The following is a 13886-nucleotide window of genomic DNA, read 5'->3' as shown; positions in this document are numbered from 1 at the left end:
GTAGCGGCATGGAACAGACGACCCGCATCGGCATTGTCACCATTTCGGATCGCGCCAGCAGCGGCGCCTATGAGGACAAGAGCGGGCCGGCCATCCGCGCCTGGCTGGAGCAGGCCATCACCTCGCCCTGGCAAGCCGAGTACCGGGTGATTCCCGATGGCTTCGACAGTGTGCGCGATACATTGCTGACTCTGTGTGACACCGAGAAGCTGGACCTGATCTGCACCACTGGCGGCACCGGCCCCGCCCCGCGAGACCTGACCCCCGAAGCCATGGCGGCGATCATTGAAAAGCCCCTGCCCGGCTTTGGCGAGCAGATGCGGCGCATCAGCCTGAATGAAGTGCCCACCGCGATTCTCTCGCGGCAGGAAGCCGGAGTGCGCGGCCAAACGCTGATTGTGAATCTGCCTGGAAAGCCAGCCTCCATCGCCACCTGCCTTGGGGCGGTATTCCCGGCTATTCCCTTTTGTCTGGATCTGATCGGCGCCGCCCGTATCGAGACTGATCCGGCTTTCTGCGCCGCTTTCCGCCCCAAAGGGGCCTGAACCCGCAGAAGACAAGAAACAGCGGGTTCAGGCGGCCCCAAGCGTTTCCAAACCGCAGCAGCGACAAGAACCCCCGTCGCTGCGCGCTTTGATTGTGCCTGTGCCTACAGCACCATGATGCCCTGGCGCTGGGCTTCACTTTCCGGTTCAACATGAATGGTGACGATGGTGTCATCCAGCTCCGCATCGAAAGCCTTTTCGATGCGGTCGCAGATGGCGTGAGCATCCACCACCTTCATTTCACCCGGCACCACGAGATGGAATTCTACAAATGTGATTCGTCCGGCATGCCGGGTACGCAGATCATGAGCCTCCAGCGCACCTTCGCCATGCAGCGCCACCAGCTCGCGCATGCGGGCCACCATCTCCTGAGGTGCGGCTTCATCCATCAGCCCGCCGACGGATTCGCGCATCAGCCCCCAGCCCATCCAGAGAATATTGAGCGCCACCAGCCCGGCGATGATCGGATCCAGCTCGGCCCAGCCCGTTAATGGCACCAGAACGAAGCCCGCCAGAACACCAATCGAAGTGATGACATCCGCCAGAAGATGCTTACCATCTGCGGTCAGAGCCGGCGAACGATGCCGACGCCCCAGACGCAGCAGATACCAGCACCACACCACATTGATAACAGTGGCCGCCCCGTTCAGAACAATACCCTGCCACGGATCATCCGGCATCTGCGGGTTCAGATAGCCGAAATAAGCCTCACGCAGAATGGTGATGGCCGCCACAATGACCAGCACCCCTTCCACAACAGCAGAGAGATATTCCGCCTTGGTGTGCCCATAGGGGTGATTATCGTCTGCCGGGCGGTTGGCCACGGCCAGCGCAACCAGCGCAACGGCAGAGGCGGCAACATTGATGATGCTTTCAAGCGCATCAGACAACAATGCAACCGAGCCTGTGACATACCAGGCCAATGCCTTCAGCCCCAGCACCACAATGCCAATCACCACACTGGCACCGGCCACGAGCATGATCTTGCGGTTCATCGCCCTTCCTATCTCCCAAAACCGGCCCGCAGCGGCTGGCGAAATGCTGGCTGTTCCACGGACGACGGCTGCACTTTCGCGTTCCGAGAAAACGGAACTGTGACATTCCCTGTCTGCCCACTCGAATCTCGGCATTTATTCCGATAAGGGCATCAACCCGCCAGAGGCCAGGTTTCACAGGCGTTTCACCTGCATGACGGCATGCAGCCGGAACAGGGCTACAGATGCAAACACCACCCGTGCCGTAAAGCAGGGTGGTGCTTCGTTTCAAACCAGCCCGATCTTGCGACCAGGCTCATAAATTTCACTCGGCAGCCTTGGCCGGCACATCAGCCGCCATCTTGGCTTCCGCATCTTCCTGTGTTTTCAGCACATCCGGGTGCGGCATGGAAATGATGTTGTAGCCGGAATCGACGAAATGCACTTCGCCGGTGACACCCGTGGACAGATCTGACAGCAGATAAAGGGCCGACTTGCCCACTTCCTCAATCGAAACAGTCCGGCGCAAGGGCGCATGGCGCTTCTGATAATTGAACATCAGACGGGCATCGGAGATGCCAGCCCCCGCAAGGGTGCGGACCGGCCCGGCCGAAATGGCATTGACCCGGATGCCCTCTCCGCCAAAATCAGCGGCGAGATAACGCACGGAAGCCTCAAGCGCCGCCTTGGCCACGCCCATCACATTGTAATTGGGCATCACGCGCGTGGCACCGCCATAAGTCAGCGTGATGAGCGAACCGCCATGGGTCATGAGCGCAGCAGCACGCTTGGCAATTTCCGTAAAGGAGAAGCAGGAAATCACCATGGTGCGTGAGAAATTCTCACGCGAGGTATCTGCGTAGCGGCCCTTCAGCTCCGACTTGTCGGAGAAAGCCACGGCATGCACCAGAAAATCAATGCTGCCCCAGGTTTCCTTGAGCGTCTCAAAAACCGCATCCACGCTGCCGAGATCTTCCACATCGCATGGCAGCAGAATGGAAGCACCGACGCTTTCCGCCAGCGGACGCACCCGCTTGGCCATGCCTTCGCCCTGATAGGTGAAAGCCAGTTCTGCTCCCTGCGCCGCCAGCGCCTTTGCAATGCCCCAGGCAATGGAATGGTCGTTGGCCACGCCCATCACCAGGCCGCGCTTGCCTTTCATCAGGTCCTGCATCACCCACCCTCAGAGCGCGATAGTTTCAGAAGGCAGGCACAGCCCGCCCTTCTCCCAAGCCGATAGCAGACCATGACGGCTTGCACCACGGGGGAGCCCCTCACCTCTCGCAACGAAAAATGACAAGGCAATCGCACGGCCCGCCCGTTTCCCCTTACGGGCCGTGTCGAAAACCTCAGGCATCCACATGCTTCAGAACAAGGCTGGCATTGGTGCCGCCAAAGCCGAAACCATTGGAAAGAACATGGCCCAGCTTCGCATTGTCCACCCGCTTGCGCAGAATGGGCATGTCGGCAAAGGCCGGATCAATCTCTTCGATATTGGCGCTTTCGCAGATGAAATCATTCTGCATCATGAGGATCGAATAGATCGCCTCATGCACGCCGGTCGCCCCTTGCGAATGGCCGGTAAGCGACTTGGTGGCGGAAATGGGCGGGCAATTATCGCCGAATACAGCGCGAATCGCCTCGATTTCCTTCAGGTCGCCCACGGGCGTGGAGGTCGCATGGGGGTTGATATAATCAATCGGGGCCTTGATGCCCGCCATGGCCAGCTTCATCGCCCGTTCTGCGCCTTCACCGGAGGGCGCCACCATGTCCACGCCATCAGATGTCGCGCCATAGCCGACGATCTCGGCATAAATCTTCGCGCCACGGGCCTTGGCGTGCTCCAGCTCTTCCAGAACCAGAACGCCGGCACCGCCGGAAATCACGAAGCCATCGCGATTCGCATCATAGGCGCGGGAAGCGACCTGCGGGCGATCATTATAGCCGGAGGACATCGCGCCCATGCCGTCGAACAGCACGGAAAGGGTCCAGTGCAGGTCTTCGCAGCCACCGGCGAAGATGATATCCTGCTTGCCATACTGGATCAGCTCATAAGCATTGCCGATACAGATGTTGGTGGTCGCGCAGGCGGCCGAGATGGAGTAGCTCAGCCCCTTGATCTTGAACCAGGTGGAAAGCGTGGCCGACGCCGTGGAGGCCATGGCCTTCGGCACCGCGAAGGGGCCCACGCGCTTGGGGCCCTTGGTGCGGGTGGTATCAGCCGCATCCACGATGGTCTTGGTGGACGAACCACCCGAGCCCATCACGAGGCCGGTGCGGATATTGGAAACCTCGGTTTCCTCCAGCCCGGCATCGGCGATCGCCTGCTCCATGGCCACATGGTTCCAGGCGGTTCCGCCGCCATGGAAGCGCATGGCGCGGCGGTCAACCACCTCTTCGGCATTCAGGGTCGGCTTGCCATGCACCTGCGAGCGGAAACCCAGCTCGGCATAGTCATCGGCAAAGGAAATGCCGCTCCTGGCCTCGCGCAGGCTGGTCAGCACCTCCTGCGTGTTGTTGCCGATGGATGAGACGATCCCCATCCCCGTGACGACGACGCGCCGCATGTCATATCCCCATTGGAAAAGGTGGCCAAAGGCGAAGGCTGTGGGCGGCCCGGATCAGGCGCCCGAGGCCCCCGTCGCCGGTGCGGCCTCAGCCTGAAACAGGCCGACCCGCAAATCCTTGGCGCGATAGATCACCTCGCCATCGGCCTCGACCCAGCCATCAGCAATGCCGAGCACCAGCTTGGAGCGCATCACACGCTTGAATTCCACGCCATAGACCACCTTCTTGACGGAAGGCAGAACCTGGCCGGAAAATTTCAGCTCGCCCAGCCCCAGTGCGCGCCCGCGCCCCGGCGAACCGAGCCAGCCGAGGAAAAAGCCCACCATCTGCCACAGGGCATCCAGCCCCAGGCAACCGGGCATCACCGGATCACCCTTGAAATGGCAATCGAAGAACCAAAGGTCCGGATTCACGTCGAGCTCCGCCCGCATGAAGCCCTTGCCATATTCGCCGCCGGTCTCGGAAATCTCGGAGATGCGGTTGAACATGAGCATGGGCGGCAGCGGCAGTTGCGCATTGCCCGGCCCGAAAAGCTCGCCACGCCCACATGCGAGGAGATCCTCAAACTCGAAACTGTTCTTCCGCTCCGCCATTCTAAGCTGTGTCGCCTTCTGCCCATCTAGGGTCGTTGCCATTGAGCCATGAGGCCCACCCCCGGAACCGGAAGCGCGCCCTCAGTACCATAGGCATGGGCCCGCTCAAAGTCATGAAAGCGTCACGGGGGGCATAACTGGCCAGTTTCTCCCCCGCCAACCCCTCTCAAGGCCGTAGAAAGAATGCGGCGCATATATGTTTTGCCGGCTTTTCAACCATGATCTTTCTTGTACTTCTCCAGCATTGCGTTCAAATGCCAAGACTTCAACTTCCCATCACGCGCGCCAGTCAGCTCTGCCCTGTGCGCATCCGTTTCATGAGGAATTGCATGGCCATTCTGAAGGAATTCAAGGAATTCGCCGTCAAGGGCAATGTCGTGGATCTTGCCGTTGGCGTTATCATCGGTGCAGCCTTCGGCAATATTGTCACCTCCATCGTGGGGGACATTTTCATGCCGCTGATCGGCGCTGTGGCCGGCGGGCTGGATTTTTCCAATTATTTTCTGCCCTTATCCTCTGCCGTGACAGCGGACAATCTTGCAGATGCGAAAAAGCAGGGCGCAGTTCTGGCCTATGGCCACTTCATCACCATCGCCATCAATTTTTTGATTGTTGCAGCCATTTTGTTTCTGCTGGTGCGCGGCATCAATACATTGCGGCGCACGGCTGAGGACAAGGCCGCAGCAGAACCGCCCGCCCCGTCTCAGGAAGAAATACTGCTGACCGAGATTCGCGACCTGCTCGCGAAGGATGTCGCCCGCAAATAAGATCGACTCACATCTGTCCACACCCGGCGCACGGAATATAACGGGCCGGGTGTGGATATCTTGAAAAGAAGCGTGGTGCCGGCTCAGCGCGGGTCCGTTTCAGCGTGCATCCACGCCCACCGCATCACGCACATGGGTGAAACCATCCGCCTTCAGAAGCGCGGCTAGCTCGCTCTTGATCCGCATCACCAGATCCGGGCCATGATAGACCATGGCTGAATAGAGCTGCACGAGGCTCGCTCCCGCCCGGATCTTGGCGTAGGCATCCGCGCCGGAGGCGACGCCGCCCACGCCGATCAGGGGCAGGCGTCCATCCAGCAGGCGATAGAGCGCGGCAAGCCGCTCCGTGGAAAGCGCCATCAGCGGCTTGCCGGAGAGCCCACCCGTCTCGCCCTTGTGCGCGCTTTTCAGGCTGTCAGGGCGCGACAATGTGGTGTTGCCCATGATGACACCATCCACGCCTGTCTCAAGCGCGACGGCAGCCACGTCATTCAACCCCGCATCATCCAGATCCGGCGCCACTTTCACCAGTAGCGGCGGACGGGCGCAAGCCTCCGGCTGCAAGCTGTTCCGCGTTTCCAGAACAGCGCGCAGCAGGCCGGCCATTTCCTCACGCGCCTGCAAGGAGCGCAGGCCGGGTGTGTTGGGAGAAGAAATGTTGCACACCAGATAATCCGCCAGCCCTGCCGTGGCTGAAACGCCCGCCACATAATCGGCGATGGCGTCTGTGCTTTCCTTGTTCTTCCCGACATTGGCCCCGACAATGCCGCCGCGCCCGGCCTTGCGACGCGCGGACAGGCGCTCCACAAAGGGAGCCAGCCCCTCGCTATTGAAGCCGAAGCGATTGATGACCGCCTCATCCTCCTCCAGCCGGAACAGGCGCGGCTTGGGGTTTCCAGGTTGCGGGCGCGGCGTCACCGTCCCCGCTTCCACAAAGCCGAATCCCAGATCCAGCACCGCATCCACCACTTCGGCATTCTTGTCGAAGCCGGCGGCGAGGCCGATGGGGTTGGGAAAATCCATACCCCACAGACGGGTGTTGAGAACCGGATTGTCCCGCCCGGCATAACGCGGCGCAAGGCCCCGGCGCATGGCGGCGATGGCAAGGCCATGGGCCTGCTCCGGGGTAATGGCGCGCAGCAGCGGCCGGGCAAGGGCGTAAAGGCTCATATCATTCACTCGCCCGTGGTGGCGGCGCCCCCATGGGCCTTGGACCAAGCGTGCGGATCATGCAGGAAGGACTCGATCCGGTCGATCTCGGAGGCCGAAAAACGGTTCATCGTCTTCACTTCAGCCAGCACATCCCACCAGGTGGCCAGGCGGTGCAGGCTGAGGCCCGCCTCATCCAGAATGCCGGAAGCCTCGGAGAAAATGTCGTAATAGAAGAACACGAAGCAGTGCGAACAGGTCGCGCCAGCCGTGCGCAGCGCATTCACGAAGGTGACCTTGGAGCGCCCGTCGGAGGTGAGATCCTCCACCAGAAGCACGCGCTGGCCGGGGGTCAGGTGCCCCTCGATCTGCGCATTGCGACCGAAGCCCTTGGGCTTCTTGCGCACATATTGCATGGGCAGCATCATGCGGTCCGCCACCCAGGCAGCGAAGGGAATGCCCGCCGTTTCACCGCCGGCCACAGCGTCGAACTGCTCGAAGCCAACATCGCGATACAGGGTGGAAATGCCGAAATCCACCAGCGTCTGACGCACGCGGGGGAAGGAAATCAGCCGACGGCAATCAATATAGACAGGGCTGGCCCAGCCAGAGGTGAAGATGAAGGGATCGCCGGAGGAAAAGCGCACGGCCTCCACTTCCAGCAGCATCCGCGCGGTTTGCTTGGCAATGGTTTCCTTGTCGGGAAAGGCAGTGACATTCGCCATGTGGGCAGGCCCCTTGAGTGTGTCTTCGTTAAATCTGTCTCACGCGCATATATCAGAGCCGCGCCCGCGCGACACCCCGCACCGTGCATATGTCACACGCATGTTGTCGCCCGTCGCAAGCACGAAAAAGCCTCTCCCGCACCGCGCTTCGGGCCTGTCATCGCCCGCGAGCCAGCGCGGCGGCATGCTCCAGCGCCAGTTCCAGCCGGTCATTGCCCCAGAACAACTCATGGTCCTCCGTGATGAAGGTAGGCGCGCCAAAAACGCCCCGGCGTATTGCCTCATCTGTCTGCGCCCGCAGCCGCGCCTTGTTCTCGGACGAAAGAGCCCCATCAATCACGGTTTCGCTGAAATGGCCGAGACCAGCCAGAATCTGCCGCACAGTCTCCCGGCAGGAAATATCGCGCCCGTGAGCGAACTCCGCCTCATAGACAGCGCGGCTGAAAGCTGGGCGAGAAGCATCATTCAGATGTACCGCCACCCGCGACGCCAGCACGCTGTGGGCAGGAAAGGGATTCGGCCGGGTCAGCGGCGGCAACCCCATATGGGCGCACAGACGCTCCATATCGCGCCACATATGGGCGCCCTTGGCCGGATGCACATTGAAGGGAGAGGTCTTCAGCCCCTGCACCGCCAGAATGGGGCCCAGCAGAAAAGGCCGCCAATGCACCCTCACATCAGCCTGCTCCGCCAGCACACAGATGCGCTCCACCGTGAGATAGCAATAAGGTGATCCAAACTCATAGAAGAATTCGAGCGCGGCTCTGGTCATCCGGGACACCTGATTGTACATGCTTGCAGCAACATTGCGCCTGTTTACAGCACCTGTGCAAGCGCGCACAGCCGGGAGCATCCGCCCGGAGCACGCCCGCACACGCAGGCCACCCCACAAAGCCCACGATACGAAAGAGGCAAAACCCCAGTGAAGTCCGTCATGCTCTTCATGCTGGTGGCCGGGGCTGCCGCCGCTATCCTGTTCGGCCTGTTTCCGCAATGGGATATCGCACTCACGAATCTGTTCTGGCACCCCTCCCAAGGCGGGTTCAGCCTGGCACTGGAACCGTGGGCGCAGACTTTGCGCGCCTGGGGCAATTATATTCCCTGGGCCTTTGCCATACCTGCCCTTGTCGCCATTGTACTGAAAATCATCTTCCCCATGGGGCGCATGTTCATGCGCGCCCGCACGGCCCTGCTGCTGGCGCTGACCATGGCGCTGGGCCCCGGCCTGCTGGTGAATGGCCTGCTGAAACAGGAATGGGGCCGCCCCCGCCCGGTGCATGTGGAGCAATATGGCGGCCAGCTGGATTACAAGGGCTGGTATGAAACCGATGGCGCCTGCCCCTCGAACTGCTCTTTCGTTTCCGGTGAAGGTGCACTTGGCTTCTGGATGGTTGCGCCGGCCAGCCTTGCCCCCCCCGGCCCGCTACGGGTGATCGCACTGATCGGCGCGCTGGCCTTCGGCTTTCTGGCAGGCGGGTTGCGCCTTGCCTTTGGCGGCCATTTCTTCACCGATGTGTTGTTTTCCGGCGTCGTCGTGGTCACGCTCATCAGCTTCACCCGCTTCTGGCTTTATGACTGGAGCAAGGCGCCGACCGATGAGCAGGCTGAAAATGCGATTGGCCGGATCGGGCTGGCCCTGCGCAAAGGTTTGAGCCAAACTTATGCGGCCATCCGCCGATGGACCAAGCTTGGCCGGGATGACAGCACGGCCTGAAAGCCCGGCTTCACTCCATCCCGCCGGTACGCCACCGCTGACACCCCATGCGGGTGCGCCAGCTCTGGATTGTCCAATGGTCGAGATGCGGTGTAAGGCCATAAACCCGGACGAACCCATCCGGCCCAGCAGGAGACGGACCCATGCGGTGGAAGGATTTCCGCACCAGCAGCAATGTGGAAGACCGGCGCGGCCAGCGCGGCGGCGGCAATTTCCGCGTGCCCGGCGGGCGGGGCGGGCTGGGCCTTGGCACCATTATCGTGGTGGGGCTCATCGGCTGGGCGCTGGGCATCAATCCGGCGGTGCTGATCGGCGGCATGGAAGCCCTCAACAGGGGCGGCGGCTACAGCCAGAGCCAGCAGCAGAGCCCCCAGCAGCAGGCCGGCCGCACCGGCACGCCTTCCGATGAGATGGGCCGTTTCGCGGCCTCCGTCCTCGCCCAGACAGAAGATGTCTGGCAGGAGCTGTTCCGCGCCGATGGCAAGACCTATCAGGACCCCAAGCTGGTGCTGTTCTCCGGTGCCACCCGCTCGGCCTGCGGCGGCGCGCAATCGGCCATGGGGCCGTTTTATTGCCCGCTGGACCAGAAGGTTTATCTGGATCTCTCCTTTTTCCAGGAGATGAAGAATCGCTTCAATGCCCCCGGAGATTTCGCCGCCGCTTATGTTATCGCTCATGAGGTGGGCCACCATGTGCAAAACCTTCTGGGCATTCTGCCCAAGGTGCAGCAGGCCCAGCGCCAGGCTGGCTCCCGCGCCGAGGCCAATGCCCTTTCTGTGCGCACAGAGCTGATGGCCGATTGCTTCGCCGGTGTATGGGCGAACCATGCAGACGCCCGGTTCCAGACCCTTGAGCCTGGAGATGTGGAAGAGGCGCTCAACGCCGCCAGCGCCATTGGCGATGACCGGCTGCAAAAACAGGCGCAGGGCTATGCCGTGCCCGACAGTTTCACCCATGGCACCTCGCAGCAGCGCATGACATGGTTCACCCGCGGCCTGAAGACCGGCTCCATGCAGGAATGCAACAGCTTCAAGGGCTCGATCTGAACCTTCGCCTGAAACTGATTCGCCAATGCGCCCCGGCCCTGCATCCCGCAGAGCTCAAATGCGGCGGAAGGACTTGCGGCGCAGGCAACCACATGCGAAGAGGCCAGATGCACGGTTGCAGAATGGGTGGCATCATCATTCCAGCCGCCTGCGGCCATTGAAACCTCCCCCGGCGTTCGCTATAGGGGCCGTCAACTTATTCCAAAGGCCATCCGGCCGCACCTGCGGCTGCCCCCGTCGTTCTTGCGCCATGCCGGCACAGACGACCCGGAACGGCCGAGCACATGAGAGGCGTCAGTCCATGTCTTCCACGTTCGAAACGGTGGCCAATATCATCGCAGAAACGTGTGATATCCCGCGGGACACCATCACGCCCGAGAGCCACGCCATCGACGATCTGGGCATCGACAGCCTCGACTTCCTCGATATCGCCTTCGCCATCGACAAGGCGTTCGGCATCAAGCTGCCGCTGGAGCAGTGGACCCAGGAAGTGAATGAGGGCAAGGCCACCACGGAGCAGTATTTCGTGCTCCAGAACCTGTGCGCGCGCATCGACGAGCTGGTCGCTGCCAAGAGCGCCTGAACTGTCGCGCTAGGATCAGGCGGAGACAATGCGTCCTGAAGTCTTCAAGATGATCGACCGGGTCGTGTCTATCGACCCGTCGCTCAACAAGATTCATTGCCAGGGCATGGTGCCCGAGGAAAGCTCCATCTTTGAGGGGCATTTTCCCGGCTATCCCATCATGCCTGGCGTCCTGCTGATCGAGGCCATGGCCCAGTCCACCGGGTGGCTGATACTGGCGCGCAACCGTTTCGAGCGGATGCCCTTCCTCGCCACGGTGAAGGAAGCCAAGCTGCGCACCTTTGTGGTGCCGGGCCAGAATCTCGATCTGCATTCCGAGATCATGCATGAGGGTTCCGGCTTCGTGGTGGCCCGAACCCATGCCACCCTTGAGGGTCGCCCCATCTGTGGTGCGGAACTCACCTTCCGCGTGCTGCCCTGGCCTGAAGGCAAGATGAAGCCCGTGGTGATGAAGGTGGCGGAGCATGTCTCCTTCCCGCTGAAGGATTTCGTAGATGCCTGAGGACCGGACCGCGCGGCGTGAGGTGTGGATTACAGGCGTTGGCCTGCTCTCCTCTCTGGGAGAGGGGCTGGAGGCCCACTGGAACGCCCTGAACTCCGGCGCGGCCCCGGTGACCGATGCCGAAACCTTTGCGCCCTATGTGGTGCACCCCCTGATGAAGGTGGATTTCAGCACGCAGATTCCCAAACGCGGGGATCAGCGCCAGATGGAAGCATGGCAGCGTATCGGCACCTATGCCGCCGGGCTCGCCCTTGATTCGGCTGGCCTCACGAAAAATGCTGAAATCCTCTCCAAGACCGACATGATCGTTTCCGCCGGTGGTGGTGAACGTGATTTTGATGTCGATTCCGCCATTCTTGGCGACCTCGCGACATCGAACAATCCGGGGCAGCTTCTGAATGAGCGCCTGCTCTCGGATCTGCGCCCCACCCTGTCTCTGGCTCAGCTCTCCAACCTGCTGGCCGGCAACATATCCATCGTGCATGGCGTCACCGGCTCCTCGCGCACCTTCATGGGCGAGGAAAGCTGCGGGGTGGATGCCGTGCGCATCGCCCATGCCCGCATCGCCGCTGGTCAAAGCGAAGTCGCCCTTGTGGGTGGCTCCTGCAATGCCGAGCGTGAAGACACGCTGTTGCTGAACGATCTGGATGGCGATTGCAGCAAGGGCAGCTTCCAGCCGGTCTTTTCCGGTTCCGGTCGTGGCATCGCCTCCGGTTCAATGGGGGCCTTTCTGGTTCTCGAATCCCCGGAACATGCCAAAGCGCGCGGTGCCAAGCCCCTCGCAAAGCTCTCCGCCGTGTGGTCCGAGCGGGCCCGCCGCGCGAATGAGGGTGCGCTGGAACAGCAGATCCGCGATCTTCTGGCTGCCGCAGGCACCCAGGGTCGCACTGCGGTTCTTTCCGGCGCAACCGGCGCGGACACCGCCACTGCGGCCGAAGCGAAGGTTCTGGCCGAAACCGGCCTGCCGGTGCGTGCCGTGGGCAATCGCCTGGGCCACGGCTTTGAGGCGCATTTCGCCGCCGGCCTCGCGCTGGCCACGCTGTGCCTGTCTCAGAATGCGCTGTTTCCGGCTCTGGCAGGTGATCCGCTGGAACAGGGCGGCAATGATGCCGAGCGCATCATCGTGACGGGTATCGGCCACTGGAGCGGCGAAGGTGCCGCACTGGTGGAAAAGGCCTGATCGACACTGTCGAGACGGGCCCAACGGGCCCGTCCGCTCTGCATGATGACACGGGCCGGAGCATTTCCCGGTTCCACCGGAACATGAAGATACTCCGTTTCTGGTTTCTGAGGCTGTGCCGGGCATAAGCTGCGGCACGCCGCCCGAACAATTCTGAGCCTTCCACCCCGCGCGACAAGATGCGCAAATCAGGGCGGAAGAGCTTACGGAATACGAGGAGCCGCGACATGACGCAGGCGCATCTGGATAAATTCGGCCGGCCCATCGTGGTGGTCACCGGCATTGGCCTCGTCACCTCGCTCGGTCAGGGCAAGGCCGAGAACTGGCGGCGGCTCACGGCCGGCGAATCGGGCATCCATACCATTACCCGCTTCCCCATCGAGGGTATGCGCACCTCCATCGCCGGGACGGTGGATTATCTGTTTGAGGGCCGTGTGCCTGCGCCGGATCTCTCCGAGAAGCTGGCCACGCTGGCGATGGATGAAGCCATCACCGAAGCCGGGGTCGGCACGCCCGGCAATTTCCCCGGCCCATTGTTCGCCGCCGTTCCCCCGGTGGAGCTGGAATGGCCGGAGCGCCGCGAACTGGCGCAGGCCGTAGGCCATTATCCTGTCACCTATCGTGATCTGCTGAAGGCCGCGGCTTCCGGCAAATTCCGCGATTGGCATGAACGCTTCCTGTTCGGCTCCGTGGCCGTGCATCTGGCAGACCGCTTCGGCACGCGCGGCCAGCCCATCTCGCTGTCCACCGCCTGCGCTTCCGGGGCCACAGCCATTCAGCTTGGCGTGGAAGCCATTCGCCGGGGTGATACCGATGTCGCCATTTCGCTGGGCACGGATGGCTCGGTCCACCCCGAAGCACTGATCCGCTTCTCGCTCCTTTCGGCGCTTTCCACCGCAAATGACAAGCCCGAACAGGCCTCTCGCCCCTTTGCGAAGGACCGTGAGGGCTTCGTGATGGCCGAAGGCGCGGCAGCCCTGGTGCTGGAAAGCTATGAACATGCCGTGGCGCGCGGTGCGAAGATTCTCGGCGTTCTGGAAGGCTGCGGCGAGATGGCGGACAATTTCCACCGCACCCGTTCCAGCCCGGATGGCCGCCCCATCATCGGCTGCGTGAAGAATGCGCTGGATGATGCCGGCATCACCCCGGATGATGTCGATTATATCAACGCCCACGGCACCTCCACGCCGGAAAATGACCGCATGGAATATGTTGGCCTGAAGGGCGTGTTCGGCGAGGAGAAGCTCGCCAATATCCCGATCTCGTCCAACAAGTCGATGATCGGCCACACGCTGACGGCGGCCGGAGCCATTGAGGCGGCGGTCTCGCTGCTCACCATCACCAATGGCCGCATTCCGCCGACCATCAATTACAACATTCCTGACCCGACTATTCCGCTGGATGTGGTGCCGAATGTGGCGCGTGACGCCGAGGTGCGGCGCGTTATCTCCAACTCGTTCGGTTTTGGCGGCCAGAATGTGTGCCTCGTGGTCACCGGCGAACCGGCCTGATCACCTCTTCCAAGCCTTACAGGCCGCAG

The 13886-nt window shown here is 61.9% G+C and carries 15 protein-coding genes; 8 read left to right on the top strand and 7 right to left on the bottom strand.

Annotated elements, in window-relative coordinates; translation table 11 throughout:
* Positions 1 to 8: 8 nt before the first annotated feature.
* Positions 9 to 545 carry a molybdopterin adenylyltransferase gene (gene mog / locus ACT6QH_RS14505; RefSeq protein ID WP_444975538.1) on the top strand — a complete coding sequence of 179 codons (537 nt, stop codon included), beginning with the start codon at positions 9 to 11 and terminating at the stop codon, positions 543 to 545.
* A 104-nt stretch (positions 546 to 649) separates the two neighbouring features.
* Here mog and ACT6QH_RS14500 read toward each other — a convergent pair whose 3' ends face one another.
* The 4 genes from ACT6QH_RS14500 to fabA all read right to left on the bottom strand — a co-directional run bounded on the left by ACT6QH_RS14500 (position 650) and on the right by fabA (position 4680).
* A complete protein-coding gene (locus ACT6QH_RS14500) occupies positions 650 to 1540 on the bottom strand; it encodes a cation diffusion facilitator family transporter (RefSeq protein ID WP_444975537.1) in 891 nt (296 codons plus the stop codon).
* Between the two features lie 304 nt (positions 1541 to 1844).
* Positions 1845 to 2693, bottom strand: a complete 849-nt coding sequence (gene fabI, locus ACT6QH_RS14495) for an enoyl-ACP reductase FabI (RefSeq protein WP_444975536.1) — start codon at positions 2691 to 2693, stop codon at positions 1845 to 1847.
* Positions 2694 to 2868: 175 nt separating this feature from the next.
* On the bottom strand, positions 2869 to 4086 hold the full coding sequence (fabB, locus tag ACT6QH_RS14490) for a beta-ketoacyl-ACP synthase I (RefSeq protein ID WP_444975535.1): 1218 nt from the start codon (positions 4084 to 4086) through the stop codon (positions 2869 to 2871).
* Positions 4087 to 4140: 54 nt separating this feature from the next.
* Positions 4141 to 4680: a 3-hydroxyacyl-[acyl-carrier-protein] dehydratase FabA gene (gene fabA, locus ACT6QH_RS14485; protein ID WP_444975534.1), complete on the bottom strand. Its 540-nt coding sequence runs from the start codon at positions 4678 to 4680 to the stop codon at positions 4141 to 4143.
* Positions 4681 to 5009: 329 nt separating this feature from the next.
* Between fabA and mscL the strand changes: the two genes are divergently transcribed.
* Positions 5010 to 5447 carry a large conductance mechanosensitive channel protein MscL gene (gene mscL, locus ACT6QH_RS14480; protein ID WP_444975533.1) on the top strand — a complete coding sequence of 146 codons (438 nt, stop codon included), beginning with the start codon at positions 5010 to 5012 and terminating at the stop codon, positions 5445 to 5447.
* Between the two features lie 99 nt (positions 5448 to 5546).
* Here mscL and ACT6QH_RS14475 read toward each other — a convergent pair whose 3' ends face one another.
* The 3 genes from ACT6QH_RS14475 to ACT6QH_RS14465 form a co-directional block, all read right to left on the bottom strand.
* Positions 5547 to 6617, bottom strand: a complete 1071-nt coding sequence (locus ACT6QH_RS14475) for a quinone-dependent dihydroorotate dehydrogenase (RefSeq protein WP_444975532.1) — start codon at positions 6615 to 6617, stop codon at positions 5547 to 5549.
* A gap of 5 nt (positions 6618 to 6622) precedes the next feature.
* Positions 6623 to 7321 (bottom strand): orotate phosphoribosyltransferase, encoded by a 699-nt coding sequence (locus ACT6QH_RS14470; RefSeq protein ID WP_444975531.1) that lies wholly within the window; start codon positions 7319 to 7321, stop codon positions 6623 to 6625.
* A gap of 157 nt (positions 7322 to 7478) precedes the next feature.
* Positions 7479 to 8093, bottom strand: a complete 615-nt coding sequence (locus tag ACT6QH_RS14465; RefSeq protein ID WP_444975530.1) for a 2-hydroxychromene-2-carboxylate isomerase — start codon at positions 8091 to 8093, stop codon at positions 7479 to 7481.
* Between the two features lie 150 nt (positions 8094 to 8243).
* On the opposite strand from ACT6QH_RS14465, the gene ACT6QH_RS14460 reads away from it, so the two are divergent.
* The 6 genes from ACT6QH_RS14460 to ACT6QH_RS14435 all read left to right on the top strand — a co-directional run bounded on the left by ACT6QH_RS14460 (position 8244) and on the right by ACT6QH_RS14435 (position 13857).
* A complete protein-coding gene (locus ACT6QH_RS14460) occupies positions 8244 to 9035 on the top strand; it encodes a phosphatase PAP2 family protein (protein WP_444975529.1) in 792 nt (263 codons plus the stop codon).
* Positions 9036 to 9178: 143 nt separating this feature from the next.
* Positions 9179 to 10081, top strand: coding sequence for a KPN_02809 family neutral zinc metallopeptidase (gene ypfJ / locus ACT6QH_RS14455; RefSeq protein ID WP_444975528.1), 903 nt, complete (start codon positions 9179 to 9181; stop codon positions 10079 to 10081).
* A 301-nt stretch (positions 10082 to 10382) separates the two neighbouring features.
* Positions 10383 to 10664, top strand: a complete 282-nt coding sequence (locus ACT6QH_RS14450; RefSeq protein ID WP_444975527.1) for an acyl carrier protein — start codon at positions 10383 to 10385, stop codon at positions 10662 to 10664.
* Between the two features lie 28 nt (positions 10665 to 10692).
* Complete coding sequence (locus ACT6QH_RS14445; protein ID WP_444975526.1) at positions 10693 to 11166, top strand: 3-hydroxyacyl-ACP dehydratase FabZ family protein; 474 nt, start codon at positions 10693 to 10695, stop codon at positions 11164 to 11166.
* Positions 11159 to 12346: a beta-ketoacyl-ACP synthase gene (locus ACT6QH_RS14440; RefSeq protein ID WP_444975525.1), complete on the top strand. Its 1188-nt coding sequence runs from the start codon at positions 11159 to 11161 to the stop codon at positions 12344 to 12346. Before ACT6QH_RS14445 ends, ACT6QH_RS14440 begins: the two co-directional genes overlap by 8 nt.
* A 227-nt stretch (positions 12347 to 12573) precedes the next feature.
* Positions 12574 to 13857, top strand: coding sequence for a beta-ketoacyl-ACP synthase (locus tag ACT6QH_RS14435; RefSeq protein ID WP_444975524.1), 1284 nt, complete (start codon positions 12574 to 12576; stop codon positions 13855 to 13857).
* Positions 13858 to 13886: the final 29 nt, after the last annotated feature.

The organism is Haloleucobacter albus (assembly GCF_052492075.1).
This window is presented reverse-complemented; position numbering and strand designations above follow the sequence as displayed.

What these genes read in the sequence shown, in the direction of transcription:
- mog (WP_444975538.1), top strand. Translation starts at nt 9, where the DNA reads ATGGAACAGACGACCCGCATCGGCATTGTCACCATTTCGGATCGCGCC.
- ACT6QH_RS14500 (WP_444975537.1), bottom strand. Translation starts at nt 1,540, where the DNA reads ATGAACCGCAAGATCATGCTCGTGGCCGGTGCCAGTGTGGTGATTGGC.
- fabI (WP_444975536.1), bottom strand. Translation starts at nt 2,693, where the DNA reads ATGCAGGACCTGATGAAAGGCAAGCGCGGCCTGGTGATGGGCGTGGCC.
- fabB (WP_444975535.1), bottom strand. Translation starts at nt 4,086, where the DNA reads ATGCGGCGCGTCGTCGTCACGGGGATGGGGATCGTCTCATCCATCGGC.
- fabA (WP_444975534.1), bottom strand. Translation starts at nt 4,680, where the DNA reads ATGGCGGAGCGGAAGAACAGTTTCGAGTTTGAGGATCTCCTCGCATGT.
- mscL (WP_444975533.1), top strand. Translation starts at nt 5,010, where the DNA reads ATGGCCATTCTGAAGGAATTCAAGGAATTCGCCGTCAAGGGCAATGTC.
- ACT6QH_RS14475 (WP_444975532.1), bottom strand. Translation starts at nt 6,617, where the DNA reads ATGAGCCTTTACGCCCTTGCCCGGCCGCTGCTGCGCGCCATTACCCCG.
- ACT6QH_RS14470 (WP_444975531.1), bottom strand. Translation starts at nt 7,321, where the DNA reads ATGGCGAATGTCACTGCCTTTCCCGACAAGGAAACCATTGCCAAGCAA.
- ACT6QH_RS14465 (WP_444975530.1), bottom strand. Translation starts at nt 8,093, where the DNA reads ATGACCAGAGCCGCGCTCGAATTCTTCTATGAGTTTGGATCACCTTAT.
- ypfJ (WP_444975528.1), top strand. Translation starts at nt 9,179, where the DNA reads ATGCGGTGGAAGGATTTCCGCACCAGCAGCAATGTGGAAGACCGGCGC.
- ACT6QH_RS14450 (WP_444975527.1), top strand. Translation starts at nt 10,383, where the DNA reads ATGTCTTCCACGTTCGAAACGGTGGCCAATATCATCGCAGAAACGTGT.
- ACT6QH_RS14445 (WP_444975526.1), top strand. Translation starts at nt 10,693, where the DNA reads ATGCGTCCTGAAGTCTTCAAGATGATCGACCGGGTCGTGTCTATCGAC.
- ACT6QH_RS14440 (WP_444975525.1), top strand. Translation starts at nt 11,159, where the DNA reads ATGCCTGAGGACCGGACCGCGCGGCGTGAGGTGTGGATTACAGGCGTT.
- ACT6QH_RS14435 (WP_444975524.1), top strand. Translation starts at nt 12,574, where the DNA reads ATGACGCAGGCGCATCTGGATAAATTCGGCCGGCCCATCGTGGTGGTC.